20 protein-coding genes and 1 pseudogene are annotated in these 24276 nt (G+C 74.8%); 10 read left to right on the top strand and 11 right to left on the bottom strand.

Annotated features, from left to right (window positions below):
* The first annotated feature begins 119 nt into the window (after nt 1-119).
* On the top strand, nt 120-1007 hold the full coding sequence (locus IG94_RS0107700) for an SDR family oxidoreductase (protein WP_031032824.1): 888 nt from the start codon (nt 120-122) through the stop codon (nt 1005-1007).
* Between the two features lie 84 nt (nt 1008-1091).
* Here the strand turns inward: IG94_RS0107700 and IG94_RS0107695 are convergent, their stop codons facing one another.
* From IG94_RS0107695 to IG94_RS0107685, 3 genes and pseudogenes are all read right to left on the bottom strand, one after another.
* Nucleotides 1092-2648 (bottom strand): FAD-dependent oxidoreductase, encoded by a 1557-nt coding sequence (locus tag IG94_RS0107695; RefSeq protein ID WP_031032823.1) that lies wholly within the window; start codon nt 2646-2648, stop codon nt 1092-1094.
* Between the two features lie 272 nt (nt 2649-2920).
* Nucleotides 2921-3640, bottom strand: a pseudogene (locus IG94_RS0107690) (methyltransferase domain-containing protein); the annotation flags it as partial.
* 28 nt (nt 3641-3668) lie between these two features.
* Nucleotides 3669-4871 carry a lycopene cyclase family protein gene (locus IG94_RS0107685; protein ID WP_031032818.1) on the bottom strand — a complete coding sequence of 401 codons (1203 nt, stop codon included), beginning with the start codon at nt 4869-4871 and terminating at the stop codon, nt 3669-3671.
* 442 nt (nt 4872-5313) lie between these two features.
* Here IG94_RS0107685 and crtI point away from each other — a divergent pair, with 442 nt between their 5' ends.
* Genes crtI through IG94_RS0107665 form a run of 4 tightly spaced genes read left to right on the top strand, consistent with a single transcriptional unit; the run spans nt 5314 to nt 9422 of the window.
* On the top strand, nt 5314-6831 hold the full coding sequence (gene crtI / locus IG94_RS0107680) for a phytoene desaturase family protein (protein WP_031032816.1): 1518 nt from the start codon (nt 5314-5316) through the stop codon (nt 6829-6831).
* Nucleotides 6828-7904 carry a phytoene/squalene synthase family protein gene (locus IG94_RS0107675; RefSeq protein ID WP_078892204.1) on the top strand — a complete coding sequence of 359 codons (1077 nt, stop codon included), beginning with the start codon at nt 6828-6830 and terminating at the stop codon, nt 7902-7904. The genes crtI and IG94_RS0107675 overlap by 4 nt, the downstream gene beginning before the upstream one ends.
* The gene (locus IG94_RS0107670) at nt 7901-8917 is read left to right on the top strand and encodes a Rieske (2Fe-2S) protein (protein WP_031032812.1); all 1017 of its coding nucleotides are present in this window, start codon (nt 7901-7903) and stop codon (nt 8915-8917) included. Before IG94_RS0107675 ends, IG94_RS0107670 begins: the two co-directional genes overlap by 4 nt.
* 16 nt (nt 8918-8933) lie before the next feature.
* Nucleotides 8934-9422: an MSMEG_6728 family protein gene (locus IG94_RS0107665; RefSeq protein WP_031032811.1), complete on the top strand. Its 489-nt coding sequence runs from the start codon at nt 8934-8936 to the stop codon at nt 9420-9422.
* 61 nt (nt 9423-9483) lie between these two features.
* Here IG94_RS0107665 and proP read toward each other — a convergent pair whose 3' ends face one another.
* The 6 genes from proP to IG94_RS0107635 form a co-directional block, all read right to left on the bottom strand.
* Nucleotides 9484-10971 carry a glycine betaine/L-proline transporter ProP gene (proP, locus tag IG94_RS0107660; RefSeq protein WP_052410580.1) on the bottom strand — a complete coding sequence of 496 codons (1488 nt, stop codon included), beginning with the start codon at nt 10969-10971 and terminating at the stop codon, nt 9484-9486.
* Between the two features lie 182 nt (nt 10972-11153).
* Entirely contained in the window at nt 11154-12491 is a 1338-nt protein-coding gene (locus IG94_RS0107655) for a lipase family protein (protein WP_031032807.1), read from the bottom strand.
* Nucleotides 12492-12759: 268 nt separating this feature from the next.
* Nucleotides 12760-14853 carry an iron ABC transporter permease gene (locus tag IG94_RS0107650; protein WP_031032805.1) on the bottom strand — a complete coding sequence of 698 codons (2094 nt, stop codon included), beginning with the start codon at nt 14851-14853 and terminating at the stop codon, nt 12760-12762.
* 7 nt (nt 14854-14860) lie between these two features.
* Nucleotides 14861-15844 (bottom strand): iron-siderophore ABC transporter substrate-binding protein, encoded by a 984-nt coding sequence (locus tag IG94_RS0107645; RefSeq protein WP_031032802.1) that lies wholly within the window; start codon nt 15842-15844, stop codon nt 14861-14863.
* Nucleotides 15841-16701, bottom strand: a complete 861-nt coding sequence (locus IG94_RS0107640) for an ABC transporter ATP-binding protein (RefSeq protein ID WP_031032799.1) — start codon at nt 16699-16701, stop codon at nt 15841-15843. Before IG94_RS0107640 ends, IG94_RS0107645 begins: the two co-directional genes overlap by 4 nt.
* A gap of 111 nt (nt 16702-16812) precedes the next feature.
* Nucleotides 16813-17367 carry an MSMEG_1061 family FMN-dependent PPOX-type flavoprotein gene (locus IG94_RS0107635; protein WP_031032798.1) on the bottom strand — a complete coding sequence of 185 codons (555 nt, stop codon included), beginning with the start codon at nt 17365-17367 and terminating at the stop codon, nt 16813-16815.
* Between the two features lie 252 nt (nt 17368-17619).
* On the opposite strand from IG94_RS0107635, the gene IG94_RS0107630 reads away from it, so the two are divergent.
* From IG94_RS0107630 to IG94_RS0107615, 4 genes are all read left to right on the top strand, one after another.
* The gene (locus IG94_RS0107630) at nt 17620-18600 is read left to right on the top strand and encodes a FecCD family ABC transporter permease (protein WP_031032795.1); all 981 of its coding nucleotides are present in this window, start codon (nt 17620-17622) and stop codon (nt 18598-18600) included.
* Complete coding sequence (locus IG94_RS0107625; protein ID WP_031032793.1) at nt 18597-19643, top strand: FecCD family ABC transporter permease; 1047 nt, start codon at nt 18597-18599, stop codon at nt 19641-19643. Before IG94_RS0107630 ends, IG94_RS0107625 begins: the two co-directional genes overlap by 4 nt.
* Nucleotides 19644-19788: 145 nt before the next feature.
* A complete protein-coding gene (locus IG94_RS0107620) occupies nt 19789-20595 on the top strand; it encodes an ABC transporter ATP-binding protein (protein WP_031032792.1) in 807 nt (268 codons plus the stop codon).
* Between the two features lie 71 nt (nt 20596-20666).
* A complete protein-coding gene (locus tag IG94_RS0107615; protein WP_224326405.1) occupies nt 20667-21737 on the top strand; it encodes an iron-siderophore ABC transporter substrate-binding protein in 1071 nt (356 codons plus the stop codon).
* Nucleotides 21738-21759: 22 nt separating this feature from the next.
* Here IG94_RS0107615 and IG94_RS0107610 read toward each other — a convergent pair whose 3' ends face one another.
* Nucleotides 21760-22974, bottom strand: a complete 1215-nt coding sequence (locus IG94_RS0107610) for a spore photoproduct lyase family protein (RefSeq protein ID WP_031032788.1) — start codon at nt 22972-22974, stop codon at nt 21760-21762.
* A gap of 167 nt (nt 22975-23141) precedes the next feature.
* On the opposite strand from IG94_RS0107610, the gene IG94_RS38445 reads away from it, so the two are divergent.
* Complete coding sequence (locus tag IG94_RS38445) at nt 23142-23318, top strand: hypothetical protein (RefSeq protein ID WP_164711379.1); 177 nt, start codon at nt 23142-23144, stop codon at nt 23316-23318.
* 33 nt (nt 23319-23351) lie between these two features.
* Here IG94_RS38445 and IG94_RS0107600 read toward each other — a convergent pair whose 3' ends face one another.
* Nucleotides 23352-24143: an SAM-dependent methyltransferase gene (locus IG94_RS0107600; RefSeq protein ID WP_031032786.1), complete on the bottom strand. Its 792-nt coding sequence runs from the start codon at nt 24141-24143 to the stop codon at nt 23352-23354.
* Nucleotides 24144-24276: the final 133 nt, after the last annotated feature.

Below are 24276 nucleotides of genomic sequence, written 5' to 3'. Positions count from 1 at the left end.
ATCCCACGAGGCTCCACGCGATCCCACGAGGCTCCACGAGACTGCACTGACTCCACGAGAAGTGCCGACCCGCCCGAGACTTCGGGCACCGTGCCCCACCCTCGAGAAAGGCGCGACCGGTGACCGACAGCCCGCTCCAGAACCGAACCGTCGTGGTGACCGGCGCGGCCCGCGGCCTCGGCGCCGCCCTGGCCCGCGCCTGCGCCCGCCGCGGCGCCCGGGTCGCCCTGCTCGGCCGGGAGAAGCCGCTCCTCGACGCCCTGGCGGCACGGCTGCCGACGCCCGCGCTCGCCGTCGAGGCCGACGTCACCGACCCCGCCGCACTGGACGACGCGGCGGGCGAGGTGCGCCGGCGCCTGGGGACGCCGTCGGTCGTGGTGGCCAACGCCGGCATCGCGGAGGGCGGGCCGTTCGCCACGTCCGACCCGCAGCTGTGGCGCCGGGTCGTCGACGTCAACCTGACCGGCAGCGCCCACACCGCGCGGGCCTTCCTGCCGGACCTGCTGAACACCGCGGGCTACCACCTCCAAGTGGCCTCCCTGGCCTCGCTCGGGGCGGCCCCCATGATGAGCGCCTACTGCGCGTCCAAGGCGGGCGTCGAGGCGTTCGTCCACTCGCTGCGCGCCGAGGTGGCCCATCACGGGATCGCCGTGGGCATCGCCTACCTCAACTGGATCGACACCGACATGATCCGGGACGCCGACCGCCACCCGGTGCTGCGCGAGCTGCGGGGCCACATGCCGCCGCCGGCCCGCCGCACCTTCCCGCCGGACGAGGTCGCCGCGCGGCTGGTGCGCGCCGTGGAGCGCCGCCGCACCGCCGTGTACGTGCCGGGCTGGCTGCGGCTGGCCCAACTGGGGCGCACGACGCTGCCGCCCGTGGTCCTGCGGCTGTCCCGCCACGAGCTGCCCCGGCTGGAGGCGGAGGGCTCGCTCGAACCCACGGGCCCCCTCGGCGCGGGCGGCCTGGCCGACCGGCAGGAAGGGGACGCGGGGGCGGGGGCGTAGCGGCGTGCGCCCCGGCGCGGAATCCGAGCCCCGCGGACCGGCCCCGGCCGACCGGCCGACCGGTCGGACGGCACGGTCCGCGGGTCAGCGGCGTGGAGCGAGGTGCCGGGCCGCGGCACGCAGCAGCGCGGACCGGCCCCGGCCGGGCACCGTCCACAGGGTCTCGCCCCGTACGCCCCACCGCGCCAGCAAGGCGTTGGCCGCCAGGAACCCGGACGTGGCGGCGCGTTCCATCAGGGCCACGGGAAGATCCGTATGGACCAGGTCACCCGCGACGACCACGGTGGGGTCGCAGGTGCGGACCGCGGGGCGGTCGGCGCGGCCCCCGACGGTGAACAGCGGGCAGTCCGCCCGCCACTCGTGCCGTGCGGCGACCACACGTGCCTCCCGGGTCTCCGGGTACACCCGGTACAACTGCTCCACGAGACGCTTCTCCTCGACCTCCCGGACGGCGGCCGGCGGCACGGCGTAGGCGTGGAGCTCGACGACGGACCCTCCCGTGCGTGCCGACCAGCGCGCCGCCTCCCCCTCCCAGCGCGACAGCACGCTGATGTTGTCCAGCGAGCCGTAACCGCTGGTACCGAGGAAGCCGGGACGGCCGGGGGCGACCGGCCGGTCCAGCCAGAGCCGGGAGACCAGGAACGGCGGGGCGTTCCGCAGCCGGGCCACCCGCTCGCGCCAGGCGGCGTCGCCGAGATGGGGCGAGCGGCCCACCAGCCCCCGCAGGCCCGCCACGTCCAGGGCGAGCACCACGGCGTCGTACGTCCGCGCGTCGGCGCCGTCGGCCACGACATGGCCGCCGGCCGGGCCGGGCCGGACGGCCTCCACGGGCGTGCCGGTCCGCACCTGTGCCCCGAGCCGCGCCAGACGCTCCGCGAGCGGGTCCCACAGCGCCCGCGGGAACGGCTCCGACGGCACGTCGAACAGCAGTCCCTCGCTGGAGCCGAGGAAGTAGATGTGGAACATCAGCGCCATCTCGGCGGCCGACAGCTCCCGCGGATCGGCGAAGAAGCTGCGGGAGAACACCTCGAAGGCCAGATGCCGCGCCGCCGCGGGGAAACCCACCGCGTCCAGGAAGTCGTGGGCGCTCACCCCGTCCAGCCGCTCGTGGATGTCGCGCGGGCGTACGTCCAGGAGCGGCAGCGCCGCCGCGGGCCGCAGCCGCGCCAGGTCGCGCGGCCCGAAGCTGGGACTCAGGGCCACGAACCCGAGGGCGCTGAACGGGGGAGTGCGCGGTACCCGGCGGAAGCTGTCGCGCAGCCCGCTGCTGTGCTGGAGGGGGTAGTCCGGCAGGCCGGTGAGCATGCCGAGGCCGGGATCGCAGCGACGCAGCAGGCCGCGCAGGTTGTAGTACTGGCGGAAGAAGGCGTGGAAGCCGCGGCTCATCGTCGCCGTCGTCCCGTCCGGCAGCGCGACGGGCCACCCGGCGACGCGTCCGCCGAGCACCGGCTCGCGTTCGTGGAGCACCACCCGTACGCCGTGCTCCGCGAGGGCGGTCGCCGCCGCCAGTCCCGCGATGCCGCCGCCGATCACCGCCACGGACGGCGGATCGCCCTCGATCCGCTCACGGCCCGGCGGAGGTACGACGATCTCGGCCCGCCGGTCCCGCCCCGGAGGCCGCGCCCCGCCCGGCCGCCTCACCGCCCACCTCCCGACCACTCGCCACTGCCCGGCTGTCCGCTACTGCCCGGCCGTCCGCCGCCGTTCGGCCGTCCGCCGGACGGCCCGCGCGCGTCACCACCGTCCACCGCTCCGTCGCCCGGCCGTCCGCCGCCCGGTGTGTTCTCGACCGCCTCCTGGGCCCGCCCCTCACGGGTCTCCTCCCCGTCGGCCCGTGTCCGGTCGTCGGGTCCGCCGTCGGTCCGCGCCCGGCCGGGCTCCCCGTCGGCCCGCGCATCCCCGGCCGCCGGCCGGCCCGGCTCCGCCGCCCCCAGGCGGCAGACGAAGGTGTGGGCGATCCCCGTGTGCCAGCCCGGCAGCGGCAGGACGCGGACGCGGTCGAAGCCGCCCCGGGCGAGCCGTGCGCCGAACTCCGGTGCGGTGTCGAACGCCGTGACGCTGCGCCACAGATGGCGGTACAGGGCCCGGTCGCCGGTGAGCGCGCCCAGGGGGAGGATGACGCCCCGGCACACCGCGTCCCACATCAGCCGGTCCGCACGCCCACCGGCCAGCGCGTACTCGTGCACCGCCAGCCGGCCCCCCGGAGCCAGCAGCCCGCGCACCGTGCGCAGGACGGCGTCGGGGTCGGTGAGGTTGCGGAAGCAGTACGCGGCGAACACCGCGTCGAAGGGACCGTCGACGCCCGCTCCGCCCAGGTCCTCCGCCGTGGCGTGGACGAAGCGCGCCCCCGGCGGCCGGCGCTTGGCGCGGGCCCGATCCAGCATGCCCGCCGAGGCGTCCACCCCGACCAGCTCCGCGGCGGGGAAGACCGCCGCCAGCGCCGCCGTCGAGGCGCCCGTCCCGCACCCCAGGTCCAGTACCCGGCGCCCCGCCCCGCCGCCGGGGAGGCCCAGCCTGCGGGCAGAGCGGCGCAACTGGGCGTGGTAGCCCGGATTGAACGAGACGAGGCGGTCGTAGCGGTCCGCGCCCCGGTCGAAGGCGGCGGTGAGCGCGCGGTCGCGCAGCAGGGGCATCGGTCACTCCCGAGGTGGGCGGATGGGGTCAGCGGACGGGCGGACGGCGGCGCGGCAGCCAGGGCAGCTCGGCCGCCGTCCGCAGCATCGGCACGACGGGAGTGCGCACTCCGACCGCCAGGTCCTCGTACAGCCGGGACCGGCCGTCCAGGAAACGCAGCAGCCGCACCGGGGGGACGCGGTCGAACAGCCGGTAGAACAGGTCGGGGCCGTCCACCCGGCCGGTGTCCAGCGCGCGCAGCAGCACCGCGTCCATCAGCCGTGCCCGCAGCGGATGCGCGGGCGGCGGCTCCGGGCGGTGCCCGGCCCGTACGGCGCGCGCGACGGCGTCGCACTGGCGCTGCACGGCGGCGAACGTGTAGCCGGTGGAGGCCCGTGTCGCCCCGCCCGCGGCGCCGATGCGGAAGATCCGCTCCGAGCCCGCGGCCCGCCGCTCGAAGACCCCGTCGGTCATCGGAATGACCCCCTGCTCGGTCGAGAGGACCTCGGTGGCCCCGGCGCGCAGCACCCGGCGCGTGTAGTCCTCCAGCGCGCTGTCGTACGCCCGTGCCGTCAGCGGTGCCGGACCGAACCCGGTGTACTCGACCAGGGCCGTGTGCCGGCCGGTCGGCAGGACGTAGCCGAAGGACAGACCGCGCTCCGGCCGGCGGGTGCGGAAGTCCATCAGGTCGACCACCGAGGGGTCGAAGACCGGCCGTTCGGTGCGCACGAACCAGCCGCGGAAGTGCTGGAGGAGACGGGTGCGGGCGGTCGGCGGGCGCCCCGGCGGGCGGGAGTCGAAGACCCAGCGGGCGCGCAGGCCGAGCCGGGCCCCCGCGGCGTCGGCGGCCGTCACGCGCACGGTGCCGTCCGGCAGGCCGGTCAGCCCGCCGACGGTGGCCTCCAGCCGCCGTACTCCCGGACGCTCCCTCAGGTCCCGGACCACCAGCGCCTCGAAGTCGTCCGAGCGGATCATCTTGTAGCGGTAGGGGGCGATGTGCCGCCGGACGACGGCCCCGTCCGGGCCGTGCACCCGCAGCCACTCCCACGACGCCGTCGTCGCCCGGTCGAAGCGGCCGGGCCCGGACTCCCAGAAGCACCAGGTGCGCGGCGGCGGTCGCAGCGGACCGGGCGGCGGATCGACCAGGACGACGGAGGGTGCCGCACCGGGCGGCGCGTCGGCGCAGAGCCGGTGCACCAGGGAGAGGCCCGCCGCCCCGGCACCGACGACGACGATGTCCGCCTCGACCACGGCCACGGCCCTCTCCTTCCGCCCCGCCGACGCTTCCCGCCCCTGCCGGGCCCGGCCTCACGCGCTCCGGTCCGTCTCGGCCCGTTCTCGCGCGCTCCGGTCCGTTCCGGCCCGTCAAGTGCCGTCCGGTCCCGGTCCGTCCCGGCCCCGCTCCCGCCGGAGTATTCGCCCTCGCGGCGTCCGGCACCGCGCGGCGCGCTCGGCGGCCACGGACGGCGGTGGGCCGATCGGGTGGCCGCGGGCCGGGAACCGGCTGGGACGGCGTCGCGCGGGAAGCGGGTGGGGAAGACATGACGCCGTGTCGCCCACGGGCCGGCTGCCCGCCTGCCCGACGCGGCCGTCCGCCGCGCCCGACGACGAGAGGATGCGGGATGCGCCCCAGCACGGCCGGTGACGGCCGGAGAGAGCCGTCCGTCCGGCCGGCCGGCCACCGGAGCCGGCGATGACGCGTACGGTGCCCGGTCGCACCGACCACGTGGTCGTCGTCGGTGCCGGACTCGCCGGCCTGTCCGCGGCCCTGCACCTGCTCGGCTCCGGGCGGCGGGTGACCGTCGTGGAGCGCGACCCGCTGCCCGGCGGCCGGGCCGGACGGCGCCGACTGGGCGGCTACCACCTCGACACGGGCCCGACCGTGCTGACCATGCCCGACCTGGCCGACGAGGCATTCGCCGCCGTCGGCGAGCGACTGCGCGACCGCGTCGAACTCCTGCCCCTGCACCCCGCCTACCGGGCGGCCTTCGCCGACGGCACCACCCTCGACGTCCACACCGACGCCGAAGCCATGGAGACGGAGGTCGAACGGTTCGCCGGGGCCCGGGAGGCGGACGGGTACCGGCGGCTGCGGGACTGGCTCGGGCGGTTGTACGCCGTGCAGATGCGCCGGTTCATCGACGCCAACTTCGACTCTCCGCTCGGCCTGCTCACGCCCGACCTGGCCCGGCTCGCCGCGCTCGGCGGATTCGGCCGGCTCGACGCCCGTATCGGACGGTTCCTGACCGACGAACGGCTCAAACGGGTCTTCTCCTTCCAGTCCCTGTACGCCGGGGTCGCGCCCGCCCGGGCCCTGGCCGCCTATGCCGTCATCGCCTACATGGACACCGTGGCCGGCGTCTGGTTCCCGCGCGGCGGCATGCACGCCCTGCCCCGGGCCATGGCCGCGGCGGCCGCGGACGCCGGGGCCGAACTGCGCCTGGGACAGGACGTCACCCGCCTGGAACGGTCCGGCACCCGGATCACCGCGGTCGTCACCGACCACGGGCGCGTCCCGTGCGACGCCGTTGTCCTCACCCCCGACCTGCCCGTCGCCCACCGGCTCCTCGGCCGCCGCCCGCGCCGTCCCGTCGCCCTGCGGCACGCCCCCTCCGCCGTCGTCCTGCACGCCGGCACCACCCGTACCTGGCCGCAACTCGCCCACCACACCCTCTCCTTCGGTACCGAGTGGCGGCGGACCTTCGACGAACTCACCAGGAGCGGCACCCTGATGACCGACCCGTCGCTGCTGATCACCCGGCCCACCGCCGGCGACCCCGGCCTCGCGCCCGAGGGACGGCACCTGCACTACGTCCTTGCCCCGTGCCCCAACACGGACATCGGCCCCGGCGCCCGGGAGTGGGCGGACCTCGCGCCCCGCTACCGGGACCGCCTGCTCGCCACCCTGGAACGCCGGGGACTGACCGGCATCGCCGCCGCCGTGGAGGAGGAGTGCCTGGTGACACCGGCCGACTGGACGGCACAGGGGCACGCCGCCGGCACCCCGTTCTCCGTCGCCCACACCTTCGCCCAGACAGGGCCCTTCCGCCCCCGCAACCTGGTGCGCGGCACGGACAACGCGGTCCTCGCGGGCTGCGGGACCACCCCGGGCGTCGGCGTGCCGACCGTGCTGGTCTCCGGCAAGCTCGCCGCCGCCCGCATCACCGGGACACCCGCCCGCCGCGGGGCGCCGGGGAGCGGGCGCCGATGACCCGGCGAGAACTGGACGCCGCGGGCATCACCGACCCCGCGCTGCGGGCCGCCTACGGCCGGTGCCGAGCCCTCAACGCACGCCACGGGCGCACCTACTTCCTGGCCACCCGCCTCCTGCCCGCCGACCGCAGACCGGCCGTGCACGCCCTGTACGGGTTCGCCCGGTGGGCCGACGACATCGTCGACGACACCGCCACCGGCGCCACGCCCGGCGAGCGCGGAGCCGACCTCACCCGCCTCGACGGACTCCTCCGGCAGGCACTCGACGGCGGCCGGCCCACCGCCGAACCCGTCGTGCGCGCGCTGGCCGACACCGCCGCCCGCTACGCCATCGAACCGGCGCACTTCACCGACTTCATGGCATCTATGCGCGCCGACCTCACCGTCACCGACTACGCCACCTACGCCGACCTGCGCGCCTACATGCACGGCTCGGCCGCCGTGATCGGCCTGCAGATGCTCCCCGTCCTCGGCACCGTGACCGCCCGCGCCGAGGCCGCGCCGCACGCCGCCGCCCTGGGCGTCGCCTTCCAGCTGACCAACTTCCTGCGCGACGTCGGCGAGGACCTGGACCGCGGCCGGATCTACCTCCCCGCGGACCTGCTGGCGGCGCACGGCGTCCAGCGCGACCTGCTGCGGTGGAGCAGGCGCACCGGCCGCCACGACCCGCGCATCACCGCCGCGCTGCGGGCCGCCGAGGACCTCACGCGGGGCGTCTACCGCGAGGCCGCGCCCGGACTCGCGATGCTCGACCCGGTCGCGCGGCCCTGCGTGCGCACCGCGTTCCTGCTCTACCGGAACATCCTCGACACCGTCGCGGACGGCGGGTACGCGGTGCTGCACCGGCGCGCGGTGGTGCCCCGCCGCCGACGGGCGGTCGTCGCGGCCGACGGGCTGGCGCGCGTACTCTCCGCCCGGCTCGCCGCGCGCGGCACCACCACCGGCCGCAGGTCCCGGCTCGCCGCCACCACCGGCCGCCCGGCGCGGCGCACCGCGCGCGGCGCCCCCGAGCCCCGCACGGCGGCGGTGTCCCTCCGCGGCGGCACCCAGGACCCGACGGAGGCCCGTTGAGCACCGCTCCCCGTCCCCGCCGCGGCCGACTGCCCCTGAGCCTGCGGCGTCACCCCGTCCCCTGGCAGCACCAGCGGCCCACCTGGCGCGAGGCACGGCCCGCCGTCATCGCCGGGGCCCTCGCCCGCGCCCTGGCCCGCCCCGCGGGCAACTGGTACGTCCTCGGCGCGAGCACGGACGTGCGCCCCGACCGCCCGCTGTCCGGCACGGTCGCCGGCGCCGAGGTCGTCGTGTGGCGCGACGCGCGCGGGCGCCTCGTGGGCGGTCCCGGCGCCTGCCCGCACCTGGGCGCCCCGCTGGCCGACAGCCCGGTGCGGTGCGGCACCCTGGTGTGCCACTGGCACGGACTCGCCCTCGACGGCGCCCCGTTCGCGGGCTGGGAACCCCTGCCGGTCCACGACGACGGCGTACTGGTGTGGGTACGGCTGGACACCGCGGGCCGGGAGGCCCCGACCCCGGGCCCCCCGGTCCCCGCCCGGCCGTCCACGGCGACGGCCCTGACGTCCGTGTGGCGCGGCACCGGAACCTGCGAGCCCGAGGACGTGGTAGCCAACCGGCTCGACCCGTGGCACGGCGCCTGGTTCCACCCGTACTCCTTCGTGGACCTCACCGTCGCCGAGGCGCCGGGCGATCCCTCGGACGCCGCCGGCGACCGCTTCCTCGTGGACGTGTCCTTCCGGCTCACCCGGCGCCTCGTCGTCCCGGTGCGGGCCGAGTTCACCGCGCCCGGACCGCGCACCGTCGTCATGCGCATCACCGAGGGGGAGGGGGCCGGGTCCGTCGTCGAGAGCCATGCCACACCGCTCGGTCCGGACGCGGCCGGCCGGCCGCGCACCGCGGTCGTGGAGGCGGTGCTGGCCACCTCGGACCGCCCCGGCTTCTCCGTGGCACGCCGGCTCGCACCGGTGCTGCGCCCGCTGGTGGGCGCCGCCGCCGGACGCCTGTGGCGCGACGACCTCGCCTACGCCGAACGCCGCAGGCACCTGCGTGCCCGCGGCGATTTCCCCGGCTGAACGGAGCAGGACCGGCATGCAGACCTTCCTCCCGCACCCCGGCTTCCGCGAGTCCGCGCTCGCCCTGGACCGCCGCAGGCTGGGCAAGCAGCGGGTCGAGGCGCTCCAGGTGCTGCGCGGCCTCACCGTGCCCGGCTACGGCTGGCGGCGGCACCCGGCGGTGCGGATGTGGACGGGCTACGAGGAGGCGCTCGTCCGGTACGGCCTGGAGATCTGCCACGTCTGGCGCGACCTGGGGCACCAGGACAGCTGCGCGGCCTCCCTGGTCGCCGGGCTCGCGGAGCTGCGTCCGCACGAGCCGGTGCGGGACCAGGAGGAACTGGCACGGGCCGGGGAACTGCCGCCCTGGCTCGGCGACGAGGCCTTCCACCGCAGTCACCGCTCGGCACTGGTGCGCAAGGACCCCGAGGCGTACGCCGGCCTGTTCCCCTCGGTCCCGGACGACCTGCCCTACGTGTGGCCGGCCTCGGACCGGGAGCGCCCGGAGACGGGCGACGACGGGTAGCGCCCTTTGGCCGGTGCCCCGTCCCGGCGCCGTGCGGGGGCCGCCGCGTCCCGGCGCCGTGTCAGCGGGTCCGGGAACGCTCCTTCGAGAAGCTGTAGAGGTCCTTGGACGTGGTGATGAGTTCGCGCTGCTCCTCGCGCGAGCCGACCATGGGCTGGGAGCCGTTGAGCGGCACCTGGGCGCTCTCCGGCAGGAACCTCACGGTCACCAGGCCGATGGCGCCGGCGACCATCAGGTAGTAGGCCGGTACGAGTTCGTCGCCGCTGAGGCTCACCAGCGCCTCGGCGAGCAGCGGCGTGGTGCCCCCGAAGGCGGCGACGGCGAAGTTGAAGCCGATGCCCATGGCCGCGTAGCGCACCGCGGTCGGGAACAGCGCGGGCAGCGTCGCGGCGCTCGGCGCGGCGAAGCACGCCAGCAGGGTGGCCAGCAGCAGGACCCCGATGACCGGCTTCCAGGTGCCGTCCGACTTCAGCAGCAGGAACGCCGGTACGGCCAGGACGATCATCGCGATCGCGCCGCCGGCGTAGAGCGGGCGGCGGCCGACGTGGTCGCTGAGCCGGCCCAGGAAGGTGATCAGCAGCACGATCCACACCATGCCGATCAGCACGAGCACGTCGGCGAAGCCGCTGGAGCGGTCCAGGGTCTCCGTCTGGTACGTGGGCAGATAGCCGGTGACCATGTAGTTGGTGACGTTGTAGAGCAGCACCAGGCCCATGCAGATCAGCAGCGGGCGCCAGTGGTCCTTGACGATGGTCTTGAACTCGCTGCCCGCCGACTCCTGGGCGAGGCTCTTCTCGTGCTCGTCGAGCTGCTGCTGGAAGGCGGGCGACTCCTCCAGCTTGAGCCGCATGTACAGGCCGATGACACCGAGCGGGCCGGCGATCAGGAACGGCAGGCGCCAGCCCCAGTCGAGCATCTGGGCGTCGGTCAGCGACAGGTTCAGGACGGTGACCAGCGCCGAGCCGAGGGCGTACCCGACGAAAGTGCCGAAGTCGAGCCAACTGGAGAGGAAGCCGCGCCGCCGGTCGGGTGAGTACTCGGCGACGAACGTGGTGGCGCCGCCGTACTCCCCGCCGGTGGAGAAGCCCTGGACCATCCGGGCGAGCAGCAGCAGGATCGGGGCGGCGATGCCGATGGTGGCGTAGCTGGGGATGAGGCCGATGGAGAAGGTGCCGAGGGCCATCATGATCATGGTGGTGGCGAGCACCTTCTGCCGCCCGACGCGGTCCCCGAGCGGGCCGAAGACCAGGCCGCCGAGCGGACGCACGACGAAGGCCGCGGCGAAGGTGGCGAAGGAGGAGATGACCTGGGCGGCCGGGGAGGCGCCGGGGAAGAAGACCTTTCCGATGGTGGCGGCCAGATAGCTGTAGACGCCGAAGTCGAACCACTCCATGCAGTTGCCGAGCGCCGAGGCTCCGACCGCGCGCTTGAGCAGCGGTCCCTCGACGACCTGGACGTCCTCCTCGCGGAAGGCCCGTCTGGTGCGCCGCAGCCGGCGGGTCAGTTCGTCGCGCACCTGCCGTGGCAGGTGCGCGACCGTACTCGGCATCTTCGCCCCGTGCCGGGGTCCTGACCCGCCGTCGGGCTTGGCGTCGACCACGCTGCAGCCTCTCTGTCGCTTCGGCACACTTCGCCTCAGCGAATTCTGTGCCGCAAGGGCGGAGCGGCGCATTCCGGCGACGCTGCCCGGAGGGTGCGGGCAGCGTCGCCGGCGGGTCGGGCCGGGACGGGTCAGGGCCGGTCGGGCAGGTCTCCGCAGTTCGAGTCGGCCGGCTTCCCGGAGAGCCGGTCCGTCAGCCAGTCCAGGGCGTTGCCCTGGTCGGCGAGGAGCGGGGTGACGTGGTTGAGCAGGCCGCTGCCGAGGTTCGGCACCCGGACGGGCACGTAGGAGACCTCGGCGTCCTCGGCGCACCAGTCGACCGCCAGTTGCCGGGCCTGGCCGTGCGGGACCAGGTTGTCGGCGACCCCGGTGGCCACCCTGACCGGACCGGCGGGCCGGAGTGCGCCGATGCGCTGCTCGGCGAGGAAGTCGCGCAGTACCGGCTCGGCGCGGACGATGTCGCTGATGGACTGTCCGGTCGTCGTCCATCCGGTGCTCTCGTCGCCGCCGTAGCCGAAGAGCGCGTCGCCGATGCACATGGTCGACAGGTCCTCCAGCGCCTCCCGTCCCGCCTGGTTGATGTACCGGTCGGCGACGGGCCGCAGCTCCGGCTCGGTCTGCAGGAAGCCGTTGAGCGACCAGCCCAGCGCGCCCGCGAGCTCGCTGCCGTCGATCGCCTCGGTGACCTCGGTCAGGTCCGCGGGCGGCGCGCCCGCGTAGGTGCCCGCGAGCGGCACGTCCGGGGCGTAGGACGGCTGGAGTTCGGCCGCGGCCGCCGTGGCGCCGCCGCCCTGGCTGTACCCGTACAGGCCGACCGGGGACTCCGGGGTGACGGAGGCCGCGTCGAGGCCGCGGGCGGCGCGTACGGCGTCCAGGACGGCGTGGGCCTCGTCGACGCGGTTGACGTAGGTGTGCAGCCGGTCGGTGGTGCCCAGCCCGGCGTAGTCGGTGACGACGACGGCGACGCCGCGCAGCAGCAGCCGGTAGACCGCGAGGTTCTCGTAACCCACCGAGACGGTCCCGCTGCCCAGTTGCAGCGGGTGCTCCAGGCCCATCGAGGCGGCGCACTGGTCGCCCTGGCCCATGGTGCCGGGGGCGACGGCGACCAGGGGCCGCGGTCCGCCGCCGCGCCACTTCGCGGCCGGTTCCAGATAGGCGCCGGTGACGGCGACCGGTTCGCCGTTCGCGTCGGTCGACTTGTACATCAGGCGGGTCGCCCGTCCGGGCAGGGGGCCGTCGAGGCCGGGCAGGCTCAGCGCCAGGGGGAGCGGTTCGCTGCGGACCAGGGTGCCGTCGGCGCCGGGGAGTTCGGCGGGCGGGGTGTAGAAGGCCGGGATCTCGACGCCGCGGGACGTCTCGGTGGCCGAGCCTGCCGCCGGCGTGCCGGCCGCCGCCGCCGGGACGGCCTGGGCGCCGAGGGCGAGTGCGGCGGCGACCGCCGCGGCGAGCATGCGTGGACGTGGGGGCATGGCGAACCTCCTGGGGAAGGGCCGGAACCGTTCGTCCGCGGTCCGGTGGGGAAGAGGGCCGTGGTCGCGCTGCTCCTGTGGGGTTACCGGACCGTAACCGCCAGGGAGTTACCAGGGGTAGCACTCGGTTCATTACGGTTCAGTAACTTGACATCCTGTCTAACAGGAAGTGCGCGCTCGAGACCCGGCCGGTCCGGAGGTTCGCCGGGGGACCGGCCGGGCGCTTCGGCGGGGCCCTCAACGGCGGCTGCGTACCAGGAGGGGACCGTCAACGGCGGCTGCGTACCAAGAGGTAGAGGAAGTACGGCGTCCCGACCACCGCCGTCATCAGCCCGGCGCCGAGCTGCGCCGGGGCGATCACCGTGCGGCCCAGCAGGTCGGCGGCGCACACGAGCGCGGCGCCGAGCAGGACCGCGACCGGCACGACCCGTACATGCCGCCGGCCCACCAGGGCGCGTGCCGCGTGCGGGGCCACGAGGCCGACGAAGCCGATGGTGCCCGCGCAGGCCACGGCGGTCGAGCTGAGGACGACGCTCAGCACCAGGAAGCCGAGCCGGCCCGGTGCCAGTCGCAGACCGAGCAGCCGGGGCGTGTCCTCGTCCAGGGAGAGCAGGTCCAGTTCGGTGCGCCGGGCGACGGCCACACCGAGGCCGGCGAGCACGGCCAGCGCGACCGGCAGGACGTCCGGCATGGTCCGTCCGTAGGTCGAACCAGACAGCCAGGTCAGCGCCTTGTTCGCGTTGAATGGGTCGGTGAGCACGATCAGCAGGCTGATCAGCGCCGCCGTCCCGGAGGCCACCCCGATGCCGACGAGGACCAGCCGGTTCTGCCGGAAACCGCCCCGGGCGGCGAGCCCGAAGACGAGGACCGCGGTGACGGCGGACCCGGCGAACGCGGCCCCCGCCACGCCCCAGGTCCCGGCGGCCGGCACGGTGGTCACCAGGATCACCGCGCCCAGCGCGCCGCCGCCGGTCACGCCGAGGACGTTCGGTTCCGCGAGCGGGTTGCGGGTGACGGCCTGCACGAGCGTGCCGGCCAGGGCGAGCGCCGCACCCGCGCCCAGCGCGGCCAGCACCCGGGGCACCCGGGTGTCCAGGACGAACGAGACGGTCCGCCCGGCCCGCCCGCCGGCCCAGTTGACGACGTCGCCGAGGAGCAGCTTGCTGTCGCCCACCAGGACGGCGGCGGTCACGAGGCCGGCCAGCACGGCCACCAGGACGGCGACCGTGGCCAGGAAGACCGCGCGGCTCGGGACGCGCAGCCGGTCCGGGGCACCGGCCCCGGCGGTGTCGCGCAGCCGGACGGCCATCACGACCAGGAACACGGCTCCGACCAGGCTGGTGACCACGCCCGTGGGCACCGCCACCGCACGGTCGCCGCCGACCAGGGCCCGCAGCAGCACGTCCGAACCGAGGACCAGGGCCGCTCCGGTGAGGGCCGCCGCGGGCATGGCCGTGCGCGAGCGGGCGAAGCCGCGGAAGCGGCGGGCCAGCGGGCGGACGAGGGCCGGCGCGCACAGGCCGACGAAGCCGACCGGCCCGGCGAGGGTGACCGCGGCCGCGGACAGCAGTGCGGCCAGCACGACGACCGTGACCCGGGTGGCCCGCACCGGGACGCCGAGCCCGCGCGCGGCGTCGTCGCCGAGGGCCAGCGCGTCCACCCGGCGGGCCGTCAGCAGCAGCCCCGCCAGGCCGGCCGCGGCGATCGGCAGCATCTGCAGGACGCCGTCGAAGCCGTTCTGGGAGATGCTCCCCTGGTTCCACTGGTAGAGGCCCTCGGTCTGCTCGGGGAAGAGCAGGATCAGCGCCTGGGTCATGGAGTGCAGGCCCAGCGTCAGCGCGGTGCCGGCCAGCACCAGCCGGACCGTGCCGGTGCCGAGGCCGGACAGGCCGAGCACGACGGCCGCCGCCGCGAGGCCGCCCGCGAAGGCGACGCCGGAGGAGGCGAGCATCGGCAGCGAGGCGCCGGTGGCGCCGGCCACGCCGAGCGCCAGATAGGCGCCCGCGTTCACCGCGAGGGTGTCGGGGGAGGCCAGGACGTTGCGGCTGACGGCCTGCAGTACGGCGCCCGCCGCGCCGAGGACGGCCCCGACCAGCAGGCCCGCGGCCGTCCGGGGCAGCCGGGAGGCGACGATCACGGACGCGTCGTCCGGATCGGTGCGGCCGGTCAGCGCCCGGAAGACCTCGGAGGGTCCCACGGCGGCGGTGCCCTGCGTGAGGTCGACGACGGCCAGGACGGCGACCAGCAGGACGATCCCGGCCGTCACCGCGGCCGCGCCCGAGCGGGTCGCGAGGACCGCCTTCGGGCCGGCGGCCGGGCCGGTCGTGGCGGCGGTCTCGGATGCGGATGCGGTGACGGCCATGACCCCGCTACTTCGTCAGCGCGGCGACGACGGCGTCGATGTACGCCTCCATCGACCCGGGTCCGCCGAACATCCAGATGCCGTCGTCCAGCCGGTGCACGTCGCCGCCCTTGACGAACGGCAGGGACTTCCACACCGAGTTCTTGGCCAGCTCGCCGCCGAACGGGGTGGCGCTCGGGTCGTCCTCGTTGCCGATGTACGCGAACCGCGTGTCCTCCGGAAGCTCCGTCAGGCCCTCGACGTCGGTCGAGCCGAGACCGTAGGCCGCGTCGCCCTTCACGGTCCAGGCGTTCTTCAGGCCGATCGCCTCGTTGACCTCGCCGATCAGCGAGGTCGCGGTGTAGGGGCGGATCGTGACCTGGTTGGAGGCGACATAGCCGTCCGCGAAGGCGAAGTTCTTGCCGTCCTCCCCGGCGCCGGCCAGGGCCTTCCTGCCCTCGGCGACCTTCGCCCCGAACTCCTCGCGCAGCGACTCGGCCCGGTCCGAGGTGCCGGTGGCCTTGGCGATGAGGTCGATGTTCCCGAGCATCCGGTCGATCTGGCCGCCGCCGTCGGCGGAGGCCACCTCGATCACCGGCGCGACCTCGCGCAGCTGCTTCACGGCGGCCGGGGGCAGGTCCGTGGTCGCGACGATCAGGTCCGGGGCGAGGGAGGCGACGGCGTCCATGCTGGGCTCGCCGCGGGTGCCGATGTCCTTGGGGTCGTTCTTCAGGGGCACCGCGCTGTCCCAGGTCTTGTAGCCCTTGACGTCCGCGACGCCGACCGGGTCCACGCCGAGCGAGACGAGGCTCTCGACGACGTTCCACTCGGTGGCGACGACCTTGGTGGCCGGTCCGTTCAGCTTCACCTCGGTGCCCTTGCCGTCCTTGAGCGTGAGGGCCCCGGAGGACTTCCCGCCGGACTCGTCGGCGGCGGGTTCGGTGGTGCCGCAGGCGGCGAGGGCGAGCGCCGCGGCGGTGGTGGCGGCCGCGGTGAGCAGCAGGCGTCTCATGAGGTGGTGCCGAGCCTTTCGGTTCGTATGTGGTGGCGGCCGATCGGACGGGTGCGCAGCCGGCCGGTGAGGGGATCGGTGGCGACGTCGATCCGGATGCCGTACACGGCGGTCAGCCGCTCGGGCGTCAGTACGTCTTCGGGCGGGCCGTCGGCGACGATCCGGCCCGCTTCGAGGAGCGCGATCCGGTCGGCGACGGCCGCCGCCTGGTCGAGGTCGTGCAGGACGACGCCGACGGCGATGCCGTGGTCGTCCGCCAGATCGCGGATCAGGTCGAGGAGTTCGACCTGGTAGCGCAGGTCGAGGTAGGTCGTCGGTTCGTCCAGGAGCAGTACGCCGGTCTCCTGGGCGAGGCAGCTCGCGAGCCACACCCGCTGCAACTGGCCGCCGGAGAGCCGGTCGGCCACGCGGTCGGCGAGGCCGTCGACACCGGTGAGCGCGAGCGCCCGGCCGACGGCGGCCGGGCCGTCCGGATCGGGCCGCCCCCAGCGGCCGCGGTACGGGTAGCGGCCGAACTCCACGACGTCCCGCACCGTCAGCCCGGCGGGCGTCGGGCGGCCCTGCGTCAGCAGCGCGACGTACCGCGAGAACTCACGGGACGTCAGCGCCAGCGCGTCGGTGGTGCCGTCGATGCCGACGGTGGCGCTGCGGGCCCGCTGCAGCCGGGCGACGGTGCGCAGCAGCGTCGACTTCCCGCTGCCGTTCGGGCCCACCAGGACGGTCACCTCGCCGGGCCGGAGCGTGACCGACGCGCCGTGCACGACGTCGACGCCGTCGTACGCCACGGTCACGCCGGTCGCCGACAGTTCATGTCCGCGCAGACGCGGGGTACCGGCTGCGCTCTCACCTGATCTCACCCGGCGAAGGTTAGCCTACCCTAATTAATGCTGGTAGAGACGGGGCTCACACGGCCCCGCGCCGGGGTGGGGCCGTGTCTTGGCCGGGCCCGGGCAGTGTCCCCAACCCCCTTACCAGGACTGGGGTTTCCACAGCCCCGACCGGTTCAGGGACTGCGGGCAGTGGAGGTAGATCTCGTCGATCTCCAGGACCAGGGCCAGGGCCGGGCGCCTGCCGTCGCGCGCCATCGCGTCGAAGAAGGGCGCGTCCGTGAGGATGCGGGCCCGGCCGTTGACCCGCAGCACCTCCTTGCCGCCCGGGACCAGATAGAGCAGGCCGGCGTGCGGATTGTCGAGGATGTTGTGGAAGCTGTCCCCGCGCCGGTTGCCGGGCCGGTCCGGCAGGGCGACGGTGCGCGGGCCGAGGACGTGCGTGAAGCCGGGGGAGTCGCCGCGCGGCGAGACGTCGCAGTTGCCCCCCGTGTCGGAGGTCGCCAGCAGGCAGAAGGGCGAGCGCGCCAGGATGTCCAGGTCCTGGTCCGTGAGCCGGTCGTGGACCTTGTCGATGACGACGGACCAGGGGTCGCCCAGCAGTTCGCGCAGTTCGGCGGGCGAGTCCAACTCGACCCAGCCGTCCTCGGCGACCGTGTCGGACCCCTCTGCGGGCGTGTCGATCGTGTGCGGCAAGGGCAAGGCCGGCTCCCCGTATCCGTGTGTCCGTGCCGGCCGGAAGCGGGTGCGCCCGGCCGATGGTTGCACAAAGAACATTATCTGATGTTAGGTTCCCCTTACCTAACACCCGGAAGCGACTGCTCCGGTGAGTTCGTGCTGCCCCCGTGCCTCCGGGCCGTTCCCCGTGCCCTCCCAAGGAACCCGCCGATGCCCCCAGCCCGACCTGCCCGGCCGCCGCGGCACGCCCCCCGGCACGGGACCCTCACCATGGGGCTCTGCGGGCTCGCCGTACTGCTGCTCGCGGCCACCGTCCTCAGCCTCGCCGTGGGATCCGGCCAGGTCTCCCTCCACGACCTCGTGCACGGCGTGTTCGACCCCGACCGCTCCGTCCGCGGCCAGCTAGTCGTACGCGAGGTGCGGATACCGCGCACCCTCGCCGGTCTGCTGGCCGGTGTCGCCCTCGGCCTGGCCGGCACCGTGATGCAGGGCGTCACCCGCAACCCGCTCGCCGACCCCGGCCTGCTCGGCATCAACTCGGGCGCCGCCGTCGCCGTCGTTTTCGCCATGAGCGTGCTCTCCCTCACCGAGCCCGAGCAGTACATCTGGTTCGGCTTCCTGGGAGCCGCCCTCGCCGCGGCCCTCGTCTACGGAGTGGCCAGCTTCGGACGCGAGGGCGCCACGCCCGTCAAACTCGCCCTCGCCGGAGCCGCCGCCACCGCGCTGCTGGTCTCCGTCACCGACACCATGCTGCTCACCGACAGCCACACGTACGACCAGTTCAGGTTCTGGCAGGTCGGCGCCCTGAACGGCCGGGACCTGGACGTCCTCCTCCAGGCGCTGCCCTTCGTCGCCGCCGGGGCCGTCCTCGCCCTCGGCCTCGGCCCCCGCCTCAACGGGCTGGCCCTCGGGGACGACGTCGCCCGCGCCCTCGGCCAGCGGGTCGCCGTCGCCCGCCTCGCCGGAGCCGCCGCCACCGTCCTGCTGTGCGGAGCGGCCACCGCCGTGGCAGGGCCCATCGCCTTCGTCGGCCTCGCCGTCCCGCACGCCGTACGCATGTTCACCGGCCCCGATCACCGCTGGATCCTCCCCTACAGCGCCCTGCTCGCGCCCGTGCTGCTCCTGGTCGCCGACGTACTCGGCCGGGTCGTGGCCCGCCCGGGCGAGGTCCAGGTCGGCGTCGTCACCGCGGCCGTGGGCTGCGTGCCGTTCATCCTCCTGGTCCGCCGGCGTGGAAAGGCCGCCCTGTGATCCCGCCCGCCGCCGAGGCCGCCGCCCGCGTCGAACGGCTCCGGCTCGCCCGCCGCATCCGCTTCGCGCTCGTCTGCGCCTGCCTCCTCCTGGTCGCGCTGGCCGCGTTCCTCGCCTCCCTGACCATCGGCGACATTGACGTGCCGGTCGCCGACGTCTGGGCCGTCCTCACCGGCGGCGGCGACCCGGGCAGCCGCTTTGTCGTACACGAACTGCGGCTGCCCCGCGCGCTGCTGGCCCTGGTGGTCGGCCTCTGCTTCGGACTGTCCGGCGCCGCCTTCCAGGCGCTGCTGCGCAACCCCCTGGCCAGCCCCGACATCATCGGCGTCAGCGCCGGCGCGAGTGCCGCAGCCGTCCTCGCCTCCATGGCCTTCGGGCTCAGCGGCCTCGCCCTCTCCGGCGGCGCGCTGACCGGCGCGCTCGCGGCCGGCGCCGCGATCTACCTGCTGGCCTGGCGCGGCGGGGTCAGCGGCGGCCGGTTCGTCCTCATCGGCATCGGCGTCGCCGCCGGCCTGGTCAGTCTGCGCTCGTACCTGATGACCCGCGCGGAGGTCACCGAGGCGCAGAACGCCTTCGTGTGGCTGGCCGGCAGTCTCAACGGCCGCTCCTGGGACCAGCTCTGGCCCCTGCTCGGCTGCGCCGCCGCCCTCGTCCCGCTCACCCTGGCCGTTTCCCGCAGCCTGACGGCGCTGCAACTCGGCGACGAGGCGGCCGGCGGCCTCGGCGCCCGCGTCGAACGCGGCCGGCTGGCCCTGCTGGCGTGCGCCACCGCGCTGGTGGGGGTGGCGACGGCGGCGGCCGGGCCCATCGGCTTCGTCGCCTTCGTCAGCCCGCCGATCGCCCGCCGCCTGCTGCCCGGCCAGGGCGCGGCCCTCGTCCCGTCCGCACTGACCGGCGCCGCCCTCGTCTGCGCCGCCGACTTCGCCGCGCAGCACCTGCTGCCGGACACCCAGCTGCCCGTGGGCGTGGTGACCAGCGTGGTCGGCGCCCCGTACCTGCTGTGGCTGCTCGCCCGCGCGGGCCGCGCCGGACGGGGCGGCTGACCGTGCGCGTACGCAGCCGGCACCCCGGGCGGGGTTCCGTACGACCCGCCCGACCCACGCGTGCCACCCGACCCACGCGTGCCACCCGACCCGCGCGTTCCACCCGGACCACGGCACCCATCCCACCGACAGCGAGGAGAGCACGGTGACGGCCCAGCACGCCCTGCAGACGCGGGGTCTCGGCCTCGGTTACGGCGAGCGCGAGATCATCTCCGGCCTCGACGTGGACCTGCCGCCGGGACGCCTGACCGTCGTCGTCGGCCCCAACGCCTGCGGCAAGTCCACCCTGCTGCGCGCGATGGCACGGTTGCTGACCCCGACCGCCGGCACCGTGCTCCTGGACGGCAAGGACATCCACGCCACCTCGACCAAGCAGGTCGCCACCGCCCTCGGGATGCTGCCGCAGACCCCGGTCGCCCCCGACGCGATCACCGTCGCCGACCTCGTCGGCCGGGGCCGCTACCCGCACCAGGGCTGGTTCCGCCGCTGGACCTCGGCCGACAGCGAGGGCGTCGCCGCGGCGATGCTCGCCACCGACGTCCTCGACCTCGCCGACCGCTCCGTGGACGAACTCTCGGGCGGCCAGCGCCAGCGCGTGTGGATCGCCATGGCCCTCGCCCAGGAGACCGACATCCTCCTGCTCGACGAGCCCACCACCTACCTGGACATCAGCCACCAGCTGGACGTCCTGGACCTGCTCACCGACCTCAACCGGGACCGCGGTGTCACCCTCGCCGTGGTCCTGCACGACCTGAACCTGGCCTGCCGCTACGCCGATCACCTGATCGCCATGAAGGACGGCGGCATCGTGGCCGAGGGGGCGCCCGCCGACGTCGTGACCGAGTCCCTCGTCGACGAGGTGTTCGGGCTGCGCTCGACGGTGATCCCGGACCCGGCGTCCGGCACCCCGATGGTCGTCCCCCTGGGCCGCCACCACATCACCTCACCGTGAACCCCCGCTCTCCCGGTGCCCGATTCCCCGATCCCGATCCCTCGATCCCGACGAACCTCCCCGGAGCCCCGATGACGAAGAGAACGCCCATGCCCCCGCACCGGTCCGCACGGCAGGGCCGACCGGTCCGCCCCGGCCGCAGCCTGTGGCGGCTGTGGTCCGCCGCCCTGCTCGCCGTGCTGCTCGGCGCCCTCGCCGCCTGCGGATCCGGCTCCTCCAGTGACGACTCCGCGTCCGAGGCGTCCGACGCCTCCGGATCGAAGTCGTCCGGCGCCTTCCCGGCGAAGATCGACACCAAGTTCGGCAGCGTCACCGTCGAGTCGCGGCCCGAGCGGGTCGTCGCGCTCGGCTGGGGCGACGCCGAGACCGCTCTCGCCCTCGGCGTGCAGCCGGTCGGCCAGAGCGACTGGCTCGACTTCGGCGGCGACGGCGTCGGCCCCTGGGCCAAGGGCCTCTACGACGAGAGCCCCCAGAAGATCGGCACCCTGGAGCCCGAGTACGAGAAGATCGCCGCGCTCAAGCCCGACCTGATCCTGGACGTGAAGTCCAGCGGCGACCAGACGCGCTACGACACCCTCAGCAAGATCGCCCCGACGGTCGGTGTGCCGGAGGGCGGCGACCAGTACAAGATCGGTTGGAAGAAGCAGACCGGAATGATCTCCACGGCGCTCGGCCTCGCGGACAAGGGCGAGCAGCTCGTGGCGGAGACGCAGAAGAAGTTCACCGCCGCCGCCGAGGCGCACCCCGAGTTCAAGGACCGGACGATCACCATCGGCTCCCGCACCTCCGCCGGCTGGGGCGCGTACGTCAAGGGCACCGACCGGGTCGACTTCGCCCAGCAGCTCGGCTTCCGCAACAACCCGAAGGTCGACGCCGAGGCCGGTTCCGGGTTCTCCGTCCAGGTCTCCGAGGAGAACCTGCAGATGCTCGACGCCGACCTGGTCGTCGTGTCGCCCATCGGCGTCGCCGCGGACAAGATCTCCACCGACCCGCTGTTCAAGACGCTCCCCGCGGTGAAGAAGGGCCACTCCGTCGTCTTCGACGACGAGAACATCAGCCAGGCCTTCGCCACCAACTCCGTCCTGTCCATCGGCCACGCCATCGAGAAGGTGGTACCGCTCTTCGCCGACGCGCTGAAGTGACGCGAGCTCGACGCGAGCGCCCTCAGAAGGCGTAGCGCACCCGCAGCCAGGGAGCGTGCGTGGAGATCAGGGCCTGGAGGCGGGCGACCGCCGCGGACTTGACGCCGACGCGGTAGCGCACGTTCAGCGCGCCGTTCTGCGAGCGCTTGGCCTCCTGGAGCTCCGGCCGCCACAGCACCTCCTCGGCGCGCGGGTGCCAGCCCAGGTTGACCTCGTGCAGCCCCTGGTTGTGGGTCAGCATGATCACCTCGGCGGCGTCCTGCCCTTTGACCCGGTCCGGCAGGACGTCGTCGAGGTGGCGCAGCAGCTCCGCCCACGCCTCCTCCCAGCCGGGCCGCACCACCACGGGGGAGAGGTTGAAGTGCACCTCGTACCCGGCGTCCAGGAAGTCGGCGGCCGCGGCGATGCGCTCGGCCACCGGTGAGGTGCGCACGTCCAGCAGCCGGGAGTCGTCCGGCGGCATCACCGAGAAGCGGATCCGGGTCCGGCCGCGCGGATCGAGGGCCAGAAGGTCGGGGTTGACGAACTTGGTCGCGAAGGACGCCTTGGCCGTCGGCCACCGGGCGAAGGCTCTCACCAGGTCGGCGGTGTTGTCGCTGATCAGAGCGTCCACCGAGCAGTCCCCGTTCTCGCCGACGTCGTACACCCAGGCCTCGGGGTCGCACTGGTTGGGCTCGGTCTTCGGTCCCAGCCGGGTGATGTGCCGTCCCAGGTGGGCGATGATCCGGTCGATGTTGGTGAAGACGGTGACGGGGTTGGCGTAGCCCTTGCGGCGCGGCACGTAGCAGTAGGCGCAGGCCATCGCGCAGCCGTTGGAGGGGCCCGGCGCGATCCAGTCCGCGGAGCGGCCGTTGGGGCGGGTGGCCAGGGTCTTCCTCTCGCCCAGGACGAGCGTCTCGCCCTTGACCCGCACCCAGCGCTCGACCCTGCCCTCGTTGCCGTGCAGACCGGGGATGTTCCAGTGGGAGTCCACCTCGGTCAGCCGGGCGTCGGGGAACCGGGCGAGGACCTGCCGCCCGCGCGGGGAGGCCGCCGCCGCGGGCTCGGCGAGGATCTCCCGGACCGGGAGCAGCCGGCGGGCGGCTGCGGAGTCCCGGAAGGACGGACCGGACCGCGGGCTCGGGGGCGGGGGCCCGTGCGGTCCGGCGGAGGCGGCAGCCGACGTGCCGGGCGTCAGGGCGTCCAGGCCGAAGAGCGTGCCGGAACCGTCGTCCGGCGCGGTGGACGGGTCGTGCATGAGGGCTCCGGGGCGGTGGCACGGGACGGGCCGGACGGCGGTGGTGCGGCCCGGGCCCTTCCACTGTACGAAGCGCGCGGCACCCTCCGCCGTGTCACGCCTCCCGTCGGGGGCATACGCGGGACACGGCACCGCTCCGGTGCCACCGATCCGAAGGGGTGTACACCGTGCTCGCCATCGTCGCGGCGGTTCTGTTCCTCATCGCCTGGCTGATCAACGCGGCGGAGGTGTCGACCAACGACGTCTTCACCTCCACCAACGTCATGCTCATCGGACTCGCCCTGCTCGCCCTGCACGTCGCAGGGGTCGGCAGCGGCTGGGCGGCACGCGGGCGCCGCCGCTGAACCGCGGCCGGTGAGCCGTGGCGCGCGTGCCCGTCAGGGGATGCGCGCCACGCCGGCGTAGATCCCGCTCTCCTCGGGCTGCGGCGGCTCCTGGCCCGCGCCGCTCCACTCGGTCGCGGTGACCAGGCCGGGCGGCACCAGCTCCAGGCCGTCGAAGAAGCGGGCCACCTCCGCGCGGGTGCGGAATCCGAGGCGGATGCCGCCCTTGGCGTACTGGGCGATCACCTGCTCGGCCAGCTCGGGGAAGATGTCGATCGCGGCGTGCGAGAGGACCAGGTGGCTGCCCGAGGGCAGGGTCTCGACCAGTCCCCGCACTATGCCGTGGGCGTTCTGGTCGTCCGGGATGAAGTGCATCAGGGCGATCAGCGACAGCGCGATCGGCCGGTCGAAGTCGAGGATCTCGCGGGCGTGCCGCACGATCTCCTCCGGCTCGCGGACGTCGGCCTGGATGTAGTCCGTGGCCCCCTCGGGGCTGCTGACCAGCAGGGCCTCCGCGTGCCGCAGGACGATCGGGTCGTTGTCGGCGTAGACGACCCGCGCGGCCGGCACCGTGCGCTGCACGATCTGGTGGAGGTTGGGTTCCGTGGGGATGCCGGTGCCGATGTCCAGGAACTGGTCGACACCCTGCGCGGCGAGGTGGGCCACCGCGCGGTTCATGAACGCGCGGTTCTGCCGCGCCGCGTCCCGGGCCTCCGGCGGCAGGGTCTCGCCCACCGCTTCGTCGACGGGGTAGTTGTCCTTGCCCCCCAGCAGCCAGTCGTAGACCCGCGCCGGGTGGGCGCGGCCGGTGTCGATCTGGGGAGGCTTGGTGTGGTCCGTCGTCATGGCAGGCTCCGTGGTCCGGGAGATGATGCTCCGCCGCGTTTTCGATCATCGTACTGCCCTGCGTACTGTGCCATGTTCCGGGCAGGCCGCGGAAGTTGCGGGAGCGCCGTGACCGGCCCGCCGCCGGGGCGGG

Source organism: Streptomyces olivaceus (genome assembly GCF_000721235.1).
GTDB lineage: Bacteria > Actinomycetota > Actinomycetes > Streptomycetales > Streptomycetaceae > Streptomyces > Streptomyces olivaceus.
Note: the sequence above shows the minus strand (reverse complement) of the source record. Positions and strands in the feature narration are given on the sequence as shown.

What these genes read in the sequence shown, in the direction of transcription:
- crtI (WP_031032816.1), top strand. Translation starts at nt 5,314, where the DNA reads ATGACGCGTACGGTGCCCGGTCGCACCGACCACGTGGTCGTCGTCGGT.
- IG94_RS0107675 (WP_078892204.1), top strand. Translation starts at nt 6,828, where the DNA reads ATGACCCGGCGAGAACTGGACGCCGCGGGCATCACCGACCCCGCGCTG.
- IG94_RS0107665 (WP_031032811.1), top strand. Translation starts at nt 8,934, where the DNA reads ATGCAGACCTTCCTCCCGCACCCCGGCTTCCGCGAGTCCGCGCTCGCC.
- proP (WP_052410580.1), bottom strand. Translation starts at nt 10,971, where the DNA reads ATGCCGAGTACGGTCGCGCACCTGCCACGGCAGGTGCGCGACGAACTG.
- IG94_RS0107655 (WP_031032807.1), bottom strand. Translation starts at nt 12,491, where the DNA reads ATGCCCCCACGTCCACGCATGCTCGCCGCGGCGGTCGCCGCCGCACTC.
- IG94_RS0107650 (WP_031032805.1), bottom strand. Translation starts at nt 14,853, where the DNA reads ATGGCCGTCACCGCATCCGCATCCGAGACCGCCGCCACGACCGGCCCG.
- IG94_RS0107645 (WP_031032802.1), bottom strand. Translation starts at nt 15,844, where the DNA reads ATGAGACGCCTGCTGCTCACCGCGGCCGCCACCACCGCCGCGGCGCTC.
- IG94_RS0107630 (WP_031032795.1), top strand. Translation starts at nt 17,620, where the DNA reads ATGGGGCTCTGCGGGCTCGCCGTACTGCTGCTCGCGGCCACCGTCCTC.
- IG94_RS0107615 (WP_224326405.1), top strand. Translation starts at nt 20,667, where the DNA reads ATGACGAAGAGAACGCCCATGCCCCCGCACCGGTCCGCACGGCAGGGC.
- IG94_RS0107610 (WP_031032788.1), bottom strand. Translation starts at nt 22,974, where the DNA reads ATGCACGACCCGTCCACCGCGCCGGACGACGGTTCCGGCACGCTCTTC.
- IG94_RS0107600 (WP_031032786.1), bottom strand. Translation starts at nt 24,143, where the DNA reads ATGACGACGGACCACACCAAGCCTCCCCAGATCGACACCGGCCGCGCC.